Origin of the sequence: Dubosiella muris (assembly GCF_004793885.1) — a bacterium.
Taxonomy (GTDB): domain Bacteria; phylum Bacillota_I; class Bacilli_A; order Erysipelotrichales; family Erysipelotrichaceae; genus Dubosiella; species Dubosiella muris.
The window spans coordinates 138,662-155,645 of sequence record NZ_SRYG01000002.1; the positions used below are offsets into that span (position 1 = coordinate 138,662).

The 16,984-nt window shown below is 51.8% G+C and carries 18 protein-coding genes; all 18 read right to left on the reverse strand.

Annotated features, from left to right (window positions below; translation table 11 throughout):
• Nucleotides 1–119: 119 nt before the first annotated feature.
• Nucleotides 120–773: a tRNA (adenine(22)-N(1))-methyltransferase gene (locus E5336_RS01535; RefSeq protein WP_135979330.1), complete on the reverse strand. Its 654-nt coding sequence runs from the start codon at nt 771–773 to the stop codon at nt 120–122.
• A complete protein-coding gene (gene rpoD, locus E5336_RS01540; protein ID WP_135979331.1) occupies nt 770–2,011 on the reverse strand; it encodes an RNA polymerase sigma factor RpoD in 1,242 nt (413 codons plus the stop codon). The genes E5336_RS01535 and rpoD overlap by 4 nt, the downstream gene beginning before the upstream one ends.
• Before the next feature lie 4 nt (nt 2,012–2,015).
• Nucleotides 2,016–3,764 (reverse strand): DNA primase, encoded by a 1,749-nt coding sequence (gene dnaG, locus E5336_RS01545; RefSeq protein WP_277820731.1) that lies wholly within the window; start codon nt 3,762–3,764, stop codon nt 2,016–2,018.
• Nucleotides 3,765–3,773: 9 nt separating this feature from the next.
• On the reverse strand, nt 3,774–5,156 hold the full coding sequence (locus E5336_RS01550) for a glycine--tRNA ligase (protein ID WP_135979333.1): 1,383 nt from the start codon (nt 5,154–5,156) through the stop codon (nt 3,774–3,776).
• A 138-nt stretch (nt 5,157–5,294) separates the two neighbouring features.
• Nucleotides 5,295–6,029: a DNA repair protein RecO gene (gene recO / locus E5336_RS01555; RefSeq protein ID WP_135979334.1), complete on the reverse strand. Its 735-nt coding sequence runs from the start codon at nt 6,027–6,029 to the stop codon at nt 5,295–5,297.
• Nucleotides 6,026–6,931: a GTPase Era gene (gene era / locus E5336_RS01560; protein WP_135979335.1), complete on the reverse strand. Its 906-nt coding sequence runs from the start codon at nt 6,929–6,931 to the stop codon at nt 6,026–6,028. Before era ends, recO begins: the two co-directional genes overlap by 4 nt.
• 9 nt (nt 6,932–6,940) lie before the next feature.
• Nucleotides 6,941–7,291 (reverse strand): diacylglycerol kinase family protein, encoded by a 351-nt coding sequence (locus E5336_RS01565; RefSeq protein WP_135979336.1) that lies wholly within the window; start codon nt 7,289–7,291, stop codon nt 6,941–6,943.
• Nucleotides 7,272–7,727, reverse strand: a complete 456-nt coding sequence (gene ybeY, locus E5336_RS01570) for an rRNA maturation RNase YbeY (protein ID WP_135979337.1) — start codon at nt 7,725–7,727, stop codon at nt 7,272–7,274. Before ybeY ends, E5336_RS01565 begins: the two co-directional genes overlap by 20 nt.
• Before the next feature lie 41 nt (nt 7,728–7,768).
• A complete protein-coding gene (locus tag E5336_RS01575; RefSeq protein ID WP_135979338.1) occupies nt 7,769–8,782 on the reverse strand; it encodes a LacI family DNA-binding transcriptional regulator in 1,014 nt (337 codons plus the stop codon).
• Between the two features lie 6 nt (nt 8,783–8,788).
• A complete protein-coding gene (locus tag E5336_RS01580; protein WP_135979339.1) occupies nt 8,789–9,493 on the reverse strand; it encodes a hypothetical protein in 705 nt (234 codons plus the stop codon).
• Nucleotides 9,459–9,935: a hypothetical protein gene (locus E5336_RS01585; protein WP_135979340.1), complete on the reverse strand. Its 477-nt coding sequence runs from the start codon at nt 9,933–9,935 to the stop codon at nt 9,459–9,461. Before E5336_RS01585 ends, E5336_RS01580 begins: the two co-directional genes overlap by 35 nt.
• A 146-nt stretch (nt 9,936–10,081) precedes the next feature.
• The gene (locus E5336_RS01590) at nt 10,082–11,389 is read right to left on the reverse strand and encodes a UDP-N-acetylmuramate--L-alanine ligase (protein WP_135979341.1); all 1,308 of its coding nucleotides are present in this window, start codon (nt 11,387–11,389) and stop codon (nt 10,082–10,084) included.
• Complete coding sequence (locus E5336_RS01595) at nt 11,389–12,015, reverse strand: hypothetical protein (protein WP_135979342.1); 627 nt, start codon at nt 12,013–12,015, stop codon at nt 11,389–11,391. The genes E5336_RS01590 and E5336_RS01595 overlap by 1 nt, the downstream gene beginning before the upstream one ends.
• Nucleotides 12,009–12,353, reverse strand: a complete 345-nt coding sequence (locus E5336_RS01600) for a thioredoxin family protein (protein WP_135979343.1) — start codon at nt 12,351–12,353, stop codon at nt 12,009–12,011. The genes E5336_RS01595 and E5336_RS01600 overlap by 7 nt, the downstream gene beginning before the upstream one ends.
• Complete coding sequence (gene trmB / locus E5336_RS01605; protein WP_135979344.1) at nt 12,350–12,991, reverse strand: tRNA (guanosine(46)-N7)-methyltransferase TrmB; 642 nt, start codon at nt 12,989–12,991, stop codon at nt 12,350–12,352. The genes E5336_RS01600 and trmB overlap by 4 nt, the downstream gene beginning before the upstream one ends.
• 4 nt (nt 12,992–12,995) lie before the next feature.
• Entirely contained in the window at nt 12,996–14,384 is a 1,389-nt protein-coding gene (gene pepV / locus E5336_RS01610; RefSeq protein WP_135979345.1) for a dipeptidase PepV, read from the reverse strand.
• 80 nt (nt 14,385–14,464) lie between these two features.
• A complete protein-coding gene (pnp, locus tag E5336_RS01615) occupies nt 14,465–16,624 on the reverse strand; it encodes a polyribonucleotide nucleotidyltransferase (RefSeq protein ID WP_135979346.1) in 2,160 nt (719 codons plus the stop codon).
• 72 nt (nt 16,625–16,696) lie between these two features.
• A complete protein-coding gene (rpsO, locus tag E5336_RS01620; protein WP_135979347.1) occupies nt 16,697–16,963 on the reverse strand; it encodes a 30S ribosomal protein S15 in 267 nt (88 codons plus the stop codon).
• Nucleotides 16,964–16,984 lie beyond the last annotated feature (21 nt).

The window sequence follows — 16,984 nt, forward strand, 5'->3', positions numbered from 1 at the left end:
CAACCCAAAAACAGTGAAAGCGGCCAAAGATTTCATTTCCCTGTCCTTTTCCGTCCCATCGCCTGCTTTTTTCGTGGTCTTTCTTCCCCGTTGTCCCATATCGCAATAAAAACCGCGGCTTATCTATTCCGCGGTTTCATTCGTTTTTCCAGCGCCACAAGACGCTTTCTTCCTTCTTCAAACGCGTCCGCCGGCACTCTTTGTTCCAGCATCCGCCATTTTTTTTGTTCGGCCACCAAATACGCCCCGTACGTCGCGTCCTCCACGACGTGATACCCGTAATAATCGGATGCCTCGTCGCCTGGCTCGTTTCCTTTTCTCACGTACAAAATCGGATAAAAGTGGTTTCCCTCCTGCACGAAACGCTCTTTTTCGATGCGCCATCCCGCCTTTCGCAAATACGAACGCAACAAATGCACGTCCTTATGCGGGGATAGGATCATCGAATCCAGCCGCATGGCGCGCGCTTTCGAACGCTCCAAAATGTGTTCGATCAGCTGGCCTCCCATTCCCGCGATCACGATTTGATCTACGTCGCCAGGCAGCCCCTCGATTCCGTCCATCAACAAGCATGGGATATCGGCTTCCTCCTGCTTGAAAAGCGCGCGGGCGCGTTCGAGCGGCTTACTCGCCACATCGCAAGCGTACGCTTTGATTCCTTTGTCCTGGACGCACCATAGCGGGATATAGCCATGATCGCAGCCGATATCCGCCACCACGTTTCCATCGACCCAGGCGTAAATCGCGTCAAGCCGAAGCGAGCGCCGAATCATGACTTCACAAAGTCTTTCAATCGTTTCGAGCGGTTCGGATGTTTCAGCTTCCGAAGCGCCTTGGCCTCGATTTGACGAATCCGCTCCCGCGTCACGTTGAATTCCTTGCCGACTTCCTCCAGCGTCCGGGTCCGGCCATCAAGCAGTCCGAAACGTAAACGAAGCACTTTCTCTTCCCGTTCCGTCAAGCCTTGAAGCACCGCGTTGATCTCGTCTTTGAGCAGCTGGTTGTTCGTGTAGTCGTCTGGCGAAAGCGTGTCTTTGTCTTCGATAAAGTCGCCCAGATGCGAATCGTCTTCTTCACCGATTGGCGTTTCCAGCGAAACCGGATCCAGGGCGATTTTCTGGATCTCGCGCACTTTTTCGGCGCTGATGCCTTCCATCTTTTCGGCGATCTCTTCCGGAAGCGGATCCCGGCCCAGATCCTGCACGAGCTGACGCTGGATCCGGGTCAGCTTGTTGATTGTTTCCACCATGTGGACCGGAATTCGAATCGTTCGAGCCTGGTCGGCGATTGCCCGGGTAATCGACTGGCGGATCCACCACGTCGCGTAAGTGGAAAATTTAAAGCCTTTCGTATAGTCGAATTTTTCAACCGCCTTGATCAAACCGCAGTTTCCTTCCTGGATCAAATCCAAAAAAAGCATTCCGCGGCCGACGTATTTTTTCGCGATTGAAACAACCAGACGAAGGTTCGAGGAAATCAAAAGCTGCTTGGCCTGCTCGCCATCGTCGATCTTCCGGTCGAGCGCCTTCTTTTCCGCTTCGTCCAAATTTGGATCGGAACCCAGTTTTTCTTTGGCTTCCGCCCCGTCCTGGATGCGCTTGGCAATGATTGGCTCCTCTTTGGGATCGAGCAAAGGAATTTGTCCGATTTCCTTTAAGTACATTTTGACCGGGTCGTTGATCTTGGCGTGGGACGCGTTGGCGAACGACTGCTCCAACTGCGAAATCGAATCGTCGATTGAGTTTTCGTCGTCGTCCATGTCGTCCGAGAGATCGTCTTCCCCTTCCAGTTCGTAATCGTCGCTGTCGACGACGAAGGTGATGTTGTTTTCTTCACACCAGTTAAACAATTCATCCGTCGTCTCGTCATCCAAATTCAAATGCGAGATCGAATCCATGAACTCGTTTTGCGTGATGTCGATGTTGCTGTCGCGGACAGCCTCCAGATACACTTTCGCGTCGTCAAGCGAGGCGAATTTCTTTTTCGTTAATTTTTTTTCCAGTGCCGGCATTGGATCAACCTTCCTTTCGATTTCTGATTTTATTGCGTTGTTCGATCAGCACCGCCTTTGTTTTCGCGAGGGTGGCTTTTTGAATCGGATCGTGAAGAACCTGGATTTGTCCGTTGATCTTCTCGATCTGCTCGTTGATCGTACATTCCTTGATTTTCCATAAACTGTCTTCAAACACCTCGTCGCTTAGCTCCTCGCGCTCGTACGCGATCAAAGAGGCAAGCAAGTCGCGCACCTCTTCCTCTTCGATGGAAGCGAAAAGCTGGTCCGCGTCGATTTCGTCATGAAGCCGATAAAGATCGTAAATATAAAGAGACAACCGTCGATACAAATCGTCTTTGAAAAAGCCGATTTCCTCCTTGAAGCGTAGCGAGTGCCGTTTGGAAGCCAAAATGGAATTTAAAATGAAAAATTCCGCCTTTTTCCGTCCGCTTTGCGGCGCTGGAATGTACGTCGGGCCTTTTGGGCGCGGCGTGGCTTTCGCCACGGTCTGCGGTTTTTGAGCGCTCGAGGAAAAATCGAAGCCCGTCATCTCTTTGAGACGGTTCCAGTACGCCGCCTGTTCAAACGGCAGTCCTCCGTTTTCGATGGCGCGGTTCATTTCCTGCGCGAACGCCTTCTTGTCTTCGTAATTGTCCAAATTGTATTGATCCGGCAAATATTGAAACAAAAATTCGACAAACGAAATCGTGTGGTCGGCAATTTGTTTCACTTCGTCGGCGCCATAGGCGCAATACACCTCGTCCGGATCTTTGGCGTGCGCGTCGCTTACGATTGAAAACGGAATGCCCGCTTTCGATGCCGCCTGTCCAAAATGATACGCCGCTTTGCGTCCCGCCTTGTCGTTGTCGTACCAGACGTGAACCGGCACTTTGAGCAAGCCAATCAGCCGCAGCTGCTCGTCGGTCAGCGCGGTCCCCAGACAGGCGATACCTTCATGCAGTCCCGCCTTTTCCAAACCGAGAACATCCATCGCCCCTTCGCACAAAATCAGGCGTCCCGCTTTGCGGGCGTGCTCTTTGGCGCGGTGATAGTTGAAAATCAGCCGTCCCTTCTCGTAAAGCGGCGTCGAAGACGTGTTGATATACTTGGGCACAAAGTCGTTGTCCCCAAGCCGGCGGGCCGTATACCCGACCGGAAGCCCTTTTGAGTCATGAATCGGAATCATGATCCGGTCGAAGAACACCGCCCGTCCCTCGTTGAGCACCCCGGCGTCCCGCATCCGTTCCTCGCCAAAATGCTTGGCTTTTAAAAAGTATTCCGACTTCTTTCCTTCCGGGGCGTATCCGATTTGAAAGCGTCGAATCGTTTCCTCGTCGAATTGACGGGCGTGCAGCGCGGCCAGCGCCGCCTTGCCATCCTCGCTAAACAATTCGTACTCCAAATAATCTGAATATTCCCGCAGAACTTTTCGCTCCTGCTCAAACGGATCCTTTTTTTCCTTGATTTGGATTGAATCGAGCGCCAGCGGATAGTTGATCCACTGCGCCACTTTGTATACGGCTTCCGGAAACGTGATTTTTTCGTATTTTTGCACGAACGAGAACACGTTGCCTCCCGCTCCGCACACAAAGCATTTGAAAATTTGTTTTTCCTCGGAAATGGACATGGACGGATCGTGGTCGTCATGAAACGGGCATTGCGCCTGATAGTTTTTTCCTTTTTTTTCTACCGAGATATATTTCGAGATGATATCGACGATATCCGCCTGCGCGCGAATCGCCTTCATATCCTCCTCTTTGATCCAGGCCAAGTCCCGCCTCTAAAACTGCGTCCGAACGCGCAGATATTCGCAAAGATCCTGAATGGCGACGCGTTCCTGCTCCATCGTGTCGCGATCACGCACCGTCACACAGCCATCGTTGGCGGTGTCAAAGTCAACCGTCACGCAATATGGCGTGCCGATGCTGTCCTGACGACGATACCGCTTTCCAATGCTTTGGGCGTCGTCGAATGTCGTCGAAAAGTTTTTCGCCAGAAGAGCGAACACATCCATCGCCTCCTCGCTTAGCTTTTTCGAAAGCGGCAGGACGGCAGCCTTGTACGGCGCCAGATTCGGATGGAGCTTCAACACGAGGCGCGTGTCGTTTTCACCAACTTTTTCTTCGGTATACGCCTCGCACATCACAGCCAACAGCAAACGCTCCACGCCCACGCTTGGCTCGATCACATACGGGATGTATTTTTCATTCGTCTCCTGATCGAAATACTCCAGAGACTGCTTACTCGTGTCCTGATGCGCCTTCAAATCGAAATCGGTTCGATCTGCGATTCCCCACAGTTCCCCCCAGCCGATTGGATGGGCAAAATTGTACTCGATATCGCTTGTGCCGTTGGAGTAATGGGCGAGTTCCTCTTGCTCGTGGGCGCGCAGCCGGATATTTTCCTCTTTTAAGCCAAGGTCTTTCAAAAAGCCAACGCACGCGTTGCAGTAATATTCAAACCACTCCAGATCGGTTCCCGGTTTGCAGAAAAACTCAAGTTCCATCTGCTCGAACTCGCGGGTCCGGAAAATAAAGTTTCCCGGCGTGATCTCGTTGCGGAAGCTCTTTCCAATCTGGCCGACGCCAAACGGCAGTTTTTTGCGCATCGTCCGCTGCACGTTTTTAAAGTTCACAAAAATTCCCTGCGCGGTTTCCGGGCGCAAGTAAATCGTGCTTTTCGCGTCTTCAAGCACACCCTGGAACGTCTTGAACATCAAATTGAACTGACGGATCGAAGTAAAATCATGCGCGCCGCATTTCGGGCAAGCGATACCCCGCTCCCGAATGAACGTTTCCATTTCCTCGTTGCTCATGCCCGCCGGATTGACTTCCCCATTTGTTGTTTCCTCGATCAGCTGGTCCGCGCGGAATCTCGACTTGCACGCCTTGCAGTCCATCAGCGGATCCGAAAAGCCGCCAACATGTCCGCTGGCCACCCACACGTTGGGGTTCATCAAGATCGCGCTCTGGATCCCGACGTTGTGGACGCTTTCCTGAATAAATCGTTTCCACCACGCGTTTTTGATATTATTTTTTAATTCAACGCCTAAAGGGCCAAAATCCCACGTATTGGCCAAGCCTCCGTAGATTTCGGATCCCTGATAGACGAATCCGGAATTTTTCATATGGGCTACTACATCATTGAATGTTTTCTCGTTCACTGTATTCTCCTCTTTCCATCTTCACACCATTCCTTGTCATAAGGATAGACTGTTTCATTATAGCACGTTTCCTTACTCAATGCCACAACCGAGCCAACGCGAAAAACAGGTTCCAAAGAACCTGCCCTTCTTCTTTTCTTATTTCGCCTCCAGCGTGCGAATGGAAGCCAAAAACCGGACGCTCGCCAGCTCCGTGTGCGAAAACAGCTCGAACCATTTCGCCAAAAACAAAAAATCGTCCAAGTCGTACCGCGCGCTTTGCGCAAACGGCTCCACCAGCGTTTCCTTCACAATAAACAAGGCGCGGATTTTTTCCAGTTCGGTTTTTTTCCACTTTGGATAGCGCCCCTGGTTGCAGCGCACGCATAAGAACCCGCCATCCGGCTTGGAGAGCGTCTCAATCTGCCGTTTCGAACCGCACCCTACGCACGCATCGACATGAGGCGCGATGCCTTCGTTTTTCAAGATTTGCGCCATCAAAAGACAAGCGTACGTCAGCGCGGACGACTCTTTTCGATTGTACGCCTGCCACACTTCTTTTAATAAAGAGGAGTACATCGGTACGATCGCGACCCGAAACAGGCAGTCCCGCAAAACAAAGCAGACGCTTTGGGCGACCAAATCGTCCTGGATCGTATGATAATACGCCAAAACGCTTCCTTTGATCAAAAAATCCATCGTGGACATTTTGCGATCCGCCACGATGAGCGAGACTTCCGAAAACGGATTGCACAGCCGCCGGTTTTTCGAAGCCGGGTTTTGAATGCCCCGGGCATACACACTCTGGATGCTTTCCGGTGTCAACACAAAGACGATGCCGTCTTTGTCCTTGTAGTCCTGCAGCGCGACAACAAGACCCGCCACATCGCTCATCGGGTGCCTTCGTTGAGCTCGTCCAATCCGAATTCACGGATTTTTTGCTCTTTGTTGCGCCAGTTTTTTTCCACGCGCACATACAACTCCAAGTCGATACGCATGCCAAGCATTTTGGAAAGCTCACGCTGCGACGCGATTCGGATCTCCTTGATCATCGAGCCTTGCTTGCCAATCAAAATGCCTTTTTGCGAGTCCCGGTCCACAATGACGAGCGCGTTGATAAACGCCTTCCCGTCCCGAATCTCCTTTTTTTCAAGCACGACAGCGATGCTGTGGGGAATTTCCTCCTCGGTTTTGTTGAGGATCTTTTCGCGAATGACTTCGCAAATCCGGAAATTTTCATCGTGGTCGGTTTTCATTTCGTCCGGATACATCGCCGGGCCGTCCGGCAAATAGTTTTTGATCGTGGCCAGCACTTCATCCAGATTTTCCTGGTCTTTGGCGCTTAAAGGAATGATTTCGTCAAAATCGTATTTTTGCTGCCACGCCATCAAAGCCTGGATCATTTTTTCTTTTGAGAACCGGTCGATTTTGTTCACCAAAAGCAAGACCGGTTTACGCAACGACTTGATGCGGTTCAAAATGAACTCGTCGCCCGGACCAAACCGCTGGGTGATGTCCACGATCCACGCGATCACATCGCAGTCCTCCATCGCAGTATAGGCGTTTTTATTCAGCACGCGGCCAAGCTGCTGCTGCGGCTTGTGGATGCCTGGCGTGTCGACAAACACGTACTGGACGTCGTCTTTCGTCAAAATTCCGGCGATGTTGTTGCGCGTCGTGTTCGGCGTGTCGGTCATGATCGCGATTTTTTCTTTCATTAAAGCGTTTAACAGCGTGCTCTTGCCGGCGTTGGGACGACCGACGATCGCGATAAACCCTGATTTATAATTTTCCATAGTAATACCTCATCCTATCAATTTGGGAACCATGATGACAATGGCGCTCACGAAGGCGAATCCGCACACGATCATGACGGCGGCCGCGGCCATGTCCTTGATCAGGCCCGCGCGCGGATCGCGTTCCAAAGAAATGTAGTCCACGCAGCGCTCGATGCACGAATTGAACGTTTCCGCCACGATCACCAGCGTCACGCAAAGCAGGATCCACAACCATTCCCACACGGAACAGCGCAGGATGGCGGCCGCGAAAAACGCCAAAAGCCCGCCGATAAACTGGAACCGGATGCTTTTGTCTTTCATGATTCCGTTTGTGACGCCTTGCCAGGCGTATTTGAACCTACCTTGCAACCACTTCATCGAGAATCTCATCTTGCAGTCCAAACATCACTTTTTCTTCTTCTTCCGTCATGTGGTCGTATCCAAACAAATGGAGCAGCCCATGGCAAAACAAAAAGCACGCTTCCCGGCGCTGGGAGTGGCCGTATTCCTTCGCCTGGTCGGCCACCGCCTGCACGTTAATAAAAATATCGCCCAGCTCCTCCTCTTCCTCCTCGATGAGAATGTTGGAAGAATCGTCTTGAAGCGCGAAGGAAATGACGTCTGTCGGCCGGTCGATTTGCCGGTAGTCCCGGTTGATTTCGTGGATCTTTTCCGGCGTCACGAACACGACCGACATCACGTACGGTTTGTCTTTGCGCAGGATTTCACACGCCCGTCTGCCGATGCGCGCGAAATCGTCGGCATACGTTTGTGCCATTTCGTTTTCCGTTTCGTTCACTATGATGATTTCCATAAACTCAGTATATCCTTTCTTCTCCTGAAAAAAAAGCCGGATCACTCCGGCTGCGTTGTTTGTCTTTGAATAAAGGTGTATCCGATCTCGATATCTTTGTTGTCCTTGACTTCGTCATCGTTGACGAGCATTTTTGTAAGCAGACGCATCGCGATCGCACCCATATCGTAATCCGGGAAGTTGAACGATGAAATCGTCGGACGCATCATCCGCAAATACTTGTCATCCAAAATCGAAATCACTTGCGTATCCTGCGGAATTTGATAATGCGCTTCGTTGCAGGCGTTCAGGAAAGCGATCGCCTGCGAGTCGCGGAACGTGATCACGAGTTCCGAAGGCTTGTGGGTCTTGAAGTACTCGGATAGGAAATCGTAGGAGGAACGGTACGTCTCGTCATACGAAACGTATTTCTTGAACTCCATGCCTTTTTCCTTGAAGGCGCGCTCGACGCCATGGCGAAGCTGCGACATCATCGAGAGATTCAGCTTGTCCTCCACAAGGGAAATGTCCGTGATTCCCTTTTCAAAGTACTCGTTGACCAGCTCGTAGGCGAGCTTTTCAAAGTCGACGTACACATTGCCGACGTTGCCGACTTTCTTGTCTTCGATTTTGCTGCCAACCACAACCATCGGGATTTGATACAAGTGCAACACTTCCAGCTCTTCTTCCGAAAAATTGTCGTTGAACAAAATCACGCCGTCGACGCGGGATTTGATGATCGACTCGATCACATCCTGCATTTTGGAAATTCCCTTGCTCGTGGTATGGAGCATGATATTGTAGTTGTAGATCTTGGCAACATCCATCAGGCCGTTCAAAATCTTGGCGTTGTAGGCGAACAGCTTCTCCGACATCACAATCGAGATCGTTGTGGTTTTGGAAAGAGCGAGTCCCTGCGCGATCGCGTTTGGCTTGTATCCTAGTTTTTCGATGGCTTCCTGTACGCGGATCCGGGTATCCTCGCGCACGACGTTGCTGTCGTTGATAACCCGGCTAACCGTGGCTAGCGAAACATCCGCTTCCTTGGCCACATCGTAAATGGTGATTCTTTTCATTGATAACTACTCCTCGTCCTTGTCCTCGTCGGATTTCATTTCGATTTCCTTGGGAGCCTGCGGCGTCTGTTTTGGCTTGAAAAACTTGTTGATTCCCGAAAAGATCGCGTTGTTCAGTTTTTCCGTCGCGTCCTGAATGTGGTCGACCGCATCTTTCAGGTTTTCATTGGCGCGCAGCTTTTCGATTTGCTCGTCGGCTCCATCGAAGACCTTTTTGATCGACGGATTTTGGCAGAGGGCGCCTTTGAGCTCCTTGAATCCTTCCCCGATCAAAGTACCGGTTCCTTTCAAAAAGTCTTTGCCCGCCTCCAGCGTCTGCTGAAATTCCGGACTGTTGGACACCTCGATCGCTTTTTCGCGCGCTCCGTTGAGCACCGCGATCGTCTGATCCTTCGCTTTTTCAATGTTGGCTTTGATCGCTTCCGGATCCGAATTTTGCTTCAACCACGCTTTCAAATCCGCGAAAATCTTTTTAATTTCGACTTCGGCGTCGTCGATGACTTCCTCGTTGGCCTCGTTGTTCGCCTCCTTGAGCGTCGCCAGCTCGTTGAGCGACTGTTTTTCCGTTTCGTCGATCATTTCGTCAATGGTTTGCTGGTCGTCGGCTTTCGGAGCCTGTTCCTCGTTTTCCGCCGGCGTCACGCGCACTTCGATTTCCTCGTTTACTTCTTCGTTATCATTCGGCTTCTTTTCCTGATTCATCTCTGACATAAATAATTTCCTCCTCTTCGTATGGGTCGTCCTGCACCGCGTTTTGGATCACGTCCACATCCGCTTTCAGAACCTCTTTTTCCTTATTCAATTTCGCGCTCAATTCATCTTTTTTAGCGGCGAGCTCTTCTTTTTTCTTTGTCATCCACGACTTCGCCTGCTCCATATCTTTATTCAGCGTCGCGGTCGCCTTTGTGACCATTTTCCGGGTCGCGCCATGGACGTCATCCACCGTTTTGGACAGCGATTCCACCGTGCTCAACGGTCCGTCCAGCTTTTTCAGCTCACTTTCCGCGGTCAACAAAGTCAGCGATACGTCTTTTAACGTTTCGATCAGCGTTTTGATCAGCAAGATCAAATAGATCAAAGCGACGACACCAAGCACAGGCAGCAGATAGGTGGCGACTTGCGCGATGGCGCCAAACAATGCGTCTATACTCATTTTAATCACCTCTTCAGGAATTATACCATGTTCCAACTCGGAAAATGAACTGTTTTGAAAAAAATTTTCAAAACTTTGTAACCGCTCCATTTGTGCCCGCCTTCCGTCAAAAAAAGCCATGCCCCAAATAAAGGCTGGCTTTTCTTTTATAAAATTTCTTTTAATTTGTCCTTGAGCAGGTAAATATCCTTGCTGGACATGAAAATGTATACCGCCGGTCCCATCGCTTTAAGCGCCTCGGCGCTTGGCTCGTCGATCTCAAGCAGCCGCGCGCCAGGACAGCGCGCCAGCAAATCGTCGATCGTCACCGTGATCGTCTCGTCCTCGCGAACCGCGTTTTTCGGAAAATCGAGCAGGCACACTTGATCCGCCGTATTTAAACTGCTTGCGAACCGGTCCAGAAAATACTGAAGCCGCGAGTAGCGGTCCGGCTTGTACAGCGCCACGATCTTCTTGCCCGGGTATCGGCTTCTGGCCGCCTCGATCATAAATTCGATCGCGGTTGGATGGTGGGCGTAATCGTCAATCAGCACGCTTTCGCCCACTTCCTCGCTCACAAACCGTCTGGCGATGCCTTTGTAGTCCAGCAGCCCAGCCACGATCTCGTCAGGCTCCATACCAAGCGTATGCGCCAAAGCGAACACGCCCAGCGAGTTGATCAAAAACGGATAGCCGATTTCCGGCAGCTTCACATGGTGCAACAGCGCCCCATGGAAAAACACGTCGTATTCGATGCCATCCGGCCCTTGCGACACGTTTCTGGCCTGGTAGTCGTTGCCCTCGTTCAAGCCATACCGCACGACCGGCACCGTATAGGAAAGAGTCGGCAAATACGGGTCGTCCCCGCAAATGACCGCTTTCTTTTTGATTTGATTCACAAAGGACTGGAACGCGTCGATATAGTCCTCCATGTTTTTATAATAGTCAATATGGTCGATTTCCATATTCGTGACAATCGCGTAATCCGGATGGTACGCCAGAAAGTGACGCTTGAATTCGCACGATTCCAAAACAAAGTTTTTCGCGTCTTTCGGCATGTGGCCGTGCCCGTCTCCGATAAGGAAACCGGTCTTTTCAAAACGGGAAAGCACCGACGCGAGAATGCCCGTCGTTGTCGACTTGCCATGCGTTCCCGCCACGCAAATCGACGTGTAGCGCTCCAGCAAATGGCCCAGGTATTCGTTGTAGTAGTACGTTTTGACACGCGGATTGTCCAGCGCCGCTTTCACTTCCGGGTGCCGGCTGTCAAACGATAACCCGACGATCACCGTATCGCCATCTTGAATGTTGGCGGCGTCAAAAGGCAAAATCTCGATGCCGCGCTCTTCCAGACCGTCCTGGGTAAAAATGTATTTTTCAATGTCGCTTCCCCGCACTTCCTTGTTTTCATCGTGCAGGATCTCGGCCAGCGCCGCCATGCCCGTTCCTTTGATTCCAATGAAATGAAACGCCATTATTTTTTGTCCTCTTCTTTTTCCGGCTCTTTCTGGTCGAGCATGTCGTCCAGGTCAAGCTTTGGCTTCGCCGCGCTGGACGCCTCCTGATACGTCGGGATCGACGCCACCGGAGCGGGTTCCGGAATGTTGTTGCCATACATCGGCGAAATGATTTCGATCATCGACGTATCTGTTTCCGGTTTTGGAAGCTGCACCGCGTCATGAACTTTGTCGAATTCTTTTTGCGAATCTTCCATATTGCCAAAAATCGGCGAAATAACCGACTGGTATTCCACTTCCTCCACCACTTTGCGCTTCCGGTTCAATTTCGAGCGGTCAAAATGGTAGCTTTCGTTTTTCCGCTTTGGCTTCGACGAAATCGTGTCGACATCCAGCCCTTCAAAAATACTTTCATCCACGGCGTTTTCGCCTGTAGCCGGCTGGCTGACAGGGGTTGGCGTCGGCATCGTGAACACAGGCTGCGGAATTTCACTGACAGGCTCGGCAGCCGGTCTGGAAACCGTTTCCTCAAAATGAACTTGCTCGTGCGTCGCTTCCTCTTCGTTTCCTTGTTCGTCTTCGACTTCTTCTATATCTTCTTCCACATCTTCTTTGAAGATGGCATGCATCAAATCTTTTAGCATTCGGTCTTTCCTCCTTCATTAAGCGTTTCGGTAAAATAGTGTTCGATCTCCTCTTTCGTTTTTCTCAAAGACGAAATAAACGAACTAATCTGGCGTCCGTTTTCGTACGCCACAAAACTTGGAATGCCCATGATACCAAGTTCAATCGCCAAACCAAGGCATTCGTCCCGATCCAGCTCGTAAAAATCCATTTTGCCGGCGAATTGCTTTTCCAGCGCCGGCAAAAACGGCTTAATATAAATGCAGTCACCGCACCATGGTGCCGTAAACAAAAACATATGAATGCCCGGCTGAGCAATGACCTTGTTCATTTCCTCTTTGGAATGGATCTTGTTCATATTGTCTCCTTCTCAAACACCGCCCGATAAATCGGGTTGCCCTGTTCGATAAATTTTTCCTCGTATTCCGTGATCGCGTCCTCATCGTGCGTTTCGCGCCGATAGTCGACGCTTAGCTCCAGCAGTCGAAACCCGTTGGCCAAAAACTGCGGAACGGAAAACTCGAATAACGACGCGTTGTCCGTCTTCATGATGACCTGCCCGTTTGCCGCGAGTACGTCAATGTACTGCTTCAAAAAGGAAGGGGCCGACAATCTTCGCTTCGCGTATCGCTTTTTCGGCCACGGATCGGAAAAGTTCAAGTGGATCACGTCGATTTCGCCCGCCGCGAACCACTCCGACAAATGATCCGCGTCGCCCTCGATGAGCGCGAGCTTTTTTTCCCTCGGGTCGTCGTCCATCTTTTTGGCCGCGATCCCGGCCGCGCTCTCGTTTTTCTCGATCGCGACAAATCCGGCTTCCGGCGTCATGGCCGCCATATCCAGCGAGTATTTGCCTTTGCCGCAGCCAATCTCGACATGCAGCGTGGACGTGCCGAGCCGCTTTTTCCATTTTCCCTTACAGCTGGACGGGTCTTTGACAAGCACCTTGCTTTCCGGCAAGTACTCGACCGCCCATTTCACTTTGCGCATCCGCATCGGTCTAGCCCGCCAGCGCCACGATCGCGTCCGCGTAGATCGCGATGGCCTGCATAAGTTCCGACACTTTCACGCCTTCGTCGCGCTGATGCGGTCCGCCGACGAATTGATCGGTCGTCTTCACCTCGTTTGGCAGCTCCGGTCCAAACGAAACAAAATTGTCAAACATGCGCGCGTACGTTCCGCCGCCAATCGTCTTGGCGCAGGAGAACGTGTCATTGGTGTATTGCCGGTAAATGTTCATCAGCTTTGTCACAAGCTCGGAGTTTGGATCGACGAACAACGGCGCCGAATCGGAATCGAGAGTCGCTGTGATGTTCGACTTCACCGCCGCGCACGCTTCGTCGAATCCGGCCATGATCGCTTTGGCGTCCAAATCGTTTGGATAGCGGATGTCGACCAAGATATCCGTGCGTTCGGGATCCATGCGCACAATGCCTGTGCTCATCGTCAAAAAGCCCATATACGCCCCATCCTTGTTGATGTGCTCGGGCTTTCCTTGCCAGTCCTTCAAAAGGCTGTACAAATCTTTCGCCAGCTGGTCGTCATAGGCGCAGCCGACAAAGTTCAGCAAATGAAGCGCCGCGTTCACGCCGTTGTACGGCATCGCGGCATGGGCAAAAACGCCATCCACATGCAGGCGGATGCCTTCGTCCGTCTGGTCGATGGAGCCTTTCAAATCGTTTGTTTTCAAATAAAACGCGAACTGCTCTTTTTGCCGGTCGCTGATTTCCTTCACAAAGCAATCCGCTTTGCCAATGACGATATTCGGTCTTTCGCCGGCGTTCAGCTTTTGGATTACCGTCTTGTCATGGGAATGCAGCGAAACATGCGCGCCGCCCTTTTCACCGTAAATGACCGGAAAATCGGCATCCGGCACAAAACCGCTTTGCGGGATCTCGCCATGCGCTTTGTAGTATTTCATGCAGTCCATGCCCGACTCCTCGTCGCAGCCGGCGATAAGCATAACCCGCTTCTTCAACGGGATGCCGTGCTCTTTGATGAGTTTGAGGGCGTAGTACGCCGCCAGCGTCGGGCCCTTGTCGTCCAAGACACCCCGACCAAACGCGTAGCCGTCGTCGATCGTCACTTTTAAAGGTTCCTTGGTCCAGTCCTCGCCAATCGGCACGATATCCAAGTGGCCAAGAATACCTAGCGTTTCCTCCTGATCGCCGTACGAGATCACGCCGGCGTAGCCGTCGATGTCTTTCGTGGCGAATCCATCGCGTTTGGCGATGTTTAAAAACGCGTCCAGCGCCTCACGCGGCCCGTCGCCGAATGGCGCGTTTTCCTTTTTGGTTGACAGGTCGCGCGTCGACTGGACGCGAACCAATGTATTTAGATCGTCAAAATAGTTTTTTTCATTTTCTTTGGCATATTTTAAAAAGTCCATGATTCCACCTCGTTCTTATTCTAACACACTTTGGAAACAGGAAAAAACGAAAAAGGCGTTTTCACGCCTTTCGAACTTTTCTATTCGCCTTTGTCTTCTTTGGCTTTTTGTTTGTCGTCGTGTTTTTTCGGACGAGGCAACAGCGCCTTCGCCGACACGTTGATTCGACCCTTGTTGTCGATTTCCGTCACTTTGACGTCGATGATATCGCCAATCTTGAGCACATCCTCAACTTTCTCCACCCGGTTGTGCGAAATCTTGGACACGTGCAGCAAGCCGTCCGTGTGGCCAAACAAGTTCACAAACGCGCCGAATTTCTCCAGTCGAACGACTTTGGCCGCGTACACGTCGCCGACTTTGGCTTCGCGCACGATCTCCTTGATCATTTCCTTGGCGTGGTCGATGGCCGCCTGATCGGTATGGTAAATCACGACCTGGCCATCGTCGTCGATGTCGATCTTCACATTGTCGCTTTCCGCGATGATCTGGTTGATCATCTTGCCGCCCGGACCGATGACGATCGAGATCTTATCCGGGTCGATATGCATGATCGCGATCTTTGGCGCGTACGGCGACAATTCCGCTCTTGGCGCCGCGATAGCCTGCGCCATGTTGTCCAGAATTTCCAGCCGCGCCTTGTGGGCTTGCGCCAGCGCCTCCTCGAAGATCTCCTTCGTGATGCCGCTCACCTTGATATCCATTTGCAGCGCGGTAATGCCTTTCGCCGTGCCGGCCACTTTAAAGTCCATATCGCCAAAATGATCTTCCATGCCCTGGATATCGGTCAGCACCGTGTACTGTCCGGTTTCCTCGTCCATGATCAATCCCATCGCGATGCCGGCAACCGGCGCTTTGATTGGCACACCCGCCGCCATCAGCGACATCGTGCCCGCGCAAATACTCGCCTGCGAACTCGAACCGTTGCTTTCAAGAACGTCCGCCACCGTCCGAATCGTATACGGGAACTCGTCCACGCTTGGAAGCACTTGAAGCAACGCTCTTTCACCCAAGGCGCCATGGCCGATTTCCCGGCGTCCCGGCGATCCCATCCGGCCGGTTTCGCCGACGCTGTACGGCGGGAAATTATAATGATGCATAAAGCGTTTGGCTTCGACTTCCGTCAAATCGTCGATGATCTGGTTTTCGTTGAGGGCACCAAGTGTCGTTGTCGAAAGCACCTGCGTCTCCCCGCGCGTGAACATCGCGCTGCCATGGACGCGCGGAAGCAAGTCCACCTGGGAGTCCAGCGGACGAATCTCGTCGATCGCCCGTCCATCCGGACGAATTTTATCCTCGACGATCAGCCGGCGCACTTCGTCAGCTTCGATGTTGTGGCAAATTTGTCCGACTTGCTTGAGTGTCAGCGCCTTTTCTTTTTCGCTTGGGTACTCCCTTTCTTCAAACGACGCCACCGCCTGCTCGGTCAGCTCGTCGATTTTGCCGTAGCGTTCCAGTTTTTCCTTGATGGAAACCGCTTCGCGAATCGCGGCTTCGAACCCGTCCCGGACTTCCTTTTCAACCGCCTCGTCGACATGGTACAGCGGGATCTCTCGTTTCGGCTTGCCGACCGCCGCGATAATCGTTTCCTGAAATTCGCACAGCTCCTTGACTTTTTGCTGTCCGAACATCAAAGCCGCCAGCATGTCTTCCTCGCTGACTTCCTTCGCGCCGGCTTCCACCATGTTCAGGGCTTTCGCCGTGCCGGCCACCGTCAAGTCGATGTCACTTTTTTCCGCCTGCTCCGCGCTTGGATTGACGATGAACTCGCCATCCACGCGGCCGACTTTGACACCCGCGATCGGTCCGTTAAACGGAATGTCCGAAATGCAAAGCGCCAGCGACGCGCCCAGCATCGCCGCCATTTCCGCCGGCGCGTCCTGGTCCACGCTTAAAATGGTGTTCACGACTTGCACCTCGTTGCGGAAACCTTCCGCGAACAGCGGACGAATCGGCCGGTCGATCATGCGCGCGCTCAACGTGGCATGCTCGCTTGGACGGCCTTCCCTTCTTAAAAATCCACCCGGAATCTTACCAACCGAATACAGTTTTTCCTCAAAGCTGACAGTCAGCGGAAAAAAATCAATTCCTTCCTTCGGCGTATTGCTCGCGCAAGCCGTCGAAAGCGTTACCGTGTCCCCGTAGCGGATCACGACCGCGCCGTCGGCCTGCTTTGCGATTTCTCCTGTTTCCACGGTGATCCCCCGACCACCGAATTCATAATGAAACTCCTGTTTCGCCATTTTTTCACCTCATTTTTCACAAATCAAATCTTATCATAGAAAAACGCAAAAAAAAAGCAATCGAAGCTTCGATTACTTTCTCAGTCCTAAACGGGCGATCAATGTTTTATACCGGTTCAGGTCTTCTTTTTTCAAGTAGTTCAACAAGTTTTTACGACGTCCAACCATCTTCATCAAACCACGCATCGAATGGTAGTCGTGTTTGTGTTCTTTGAAGTGCTCTGTCAGACGGTTGATTTGTTCTGTCAATACCGCGATTTGTACTTCTGGCGATCCCGTATCCCCTTCGTGGCGGGCGTACTCTTTCATGATCGCTTGTTTTTCTGCTTTCAGCAACATGTTTGTTTCCTCCTGTAAATT

What these genes read in the sequence shown, in the direction of transcription:
- E5336_RS01535 (WP_135979330.1), bottom strand. Translation starts at nt 773, where the DNA reads ATGATTCGGCGCTCGCTTCGGCTTGACGCGATTTACGCCTGGGTCGAT.
- rpoD (WP_135979331.1), bottom strand. Translation starts at nt 2,011, where the DNA reads ATGCCGGCACTGGAAAAAAAATTAACGAAAAAGAAATTCGCCTCGCTT.
- recO (WP_135979334.1), bottom strand. Translation starts at nt 6,029, where the DNA reads ATGAGCGATGTGGCGGGTCTTGTTGTCGCGCTGCAGGACTACAAGGAC.
- era (WP_135979335.1), bottom strand. Translation starts at nt 6,931, where the DNA reads ATGGAAAATTATAAATCAGGGTTTATCGCGATCGTCGGTCGTCCCAAC.
- E5336_RS01565 (WP_135979336.1), bottom strand. Translation starts at nt 7,291, where the DNA reads ATGAAGTGGTTGCAAGGTAGGTTCAAATACGCCTGGCAAGGCGTCACA.
- ybeY (WP_135979337.1), bottom strand. Translation starts at nt 7,727, where the DNA reads ATGGAAATCATCATAGTGAACGAAACGGAAAACGAAATGGCACAAACG.
- E5336_RS01575 (WP_135979338.1), bottom strand. Translation starts at nt 8,782, where the DNA reads ATGAAAAGAATCACCATTTACGATGTGGCCAAGGAAGCGGATGTTTCG.
- E5336_RS01580 (WP_135979339.1), bottom strand. Translation starts at nt 9,493, where the DNA reads ATGTCAGAGATGAATCAGGAAAAGAAGCCGAATGATAACGAAGAAGTA.
- E5336_RS01585 (WP_135979340.1), bottom strand. Translation starts at nt 9,935, where the DNA reads ATGAGTATAGACGCATTGTTTGGCGCCATCGCGCAAGTCGCCACCTAT.
- E5336_RS01590 (WP_135979341.1), bottom strand. Translation starts at nt 11,389, where the DNA reads ATGGCGTTTCATTTCATTGGAATCAAAGGAACGGGCATGGCGGCGCTG.
- E5336_RS01595 (WP_135979342.1), bottom strand. Translation starts at nt 12,015, where the DNA reads ATGCTAAAAGATTTGATGCATGCCATCTTCAAAGAAGATGTGGAAGAA.
- E5336_RS01600 (WP_135979343.1), bottom strand. Translation starts at nt 12,353, where the DNA reads ATGAACAAGATCCATTCCAAAGAGGAAATGAACAAGGTCATTGCTCAG.
- trmB (WP_135979344.1), bottom strand. Translation starts at nt 12,991, where the DNA reads ATGCGGATGCGCAAAGTGAAATGGGCGGTCGAGTACTTGCCGGAAAGC.
- pepV (WP_135979345.1), bottom strand. Translation starts at nt 14,384, where the DNA reads ATGGACTTTTTAAAATATGCCAAAGAAAATGAAAAAAACTATTTTGAC.
- pnp (WP_135979346.1), bottom strand. Translation starts at nt 16,624, where the DNA reads ATGGCGAAACAGGAGTTTCATTATGAATTCGGTGGTCGGGGGATCACC.
- rpsO (WP_135979347.1), bottom strand. Translation starts at nt 16,963, where the DNA reads ATGTTGCTGAAAGCAGAAAAACAAGCGATCATGAAAGAGTACGCCCGC.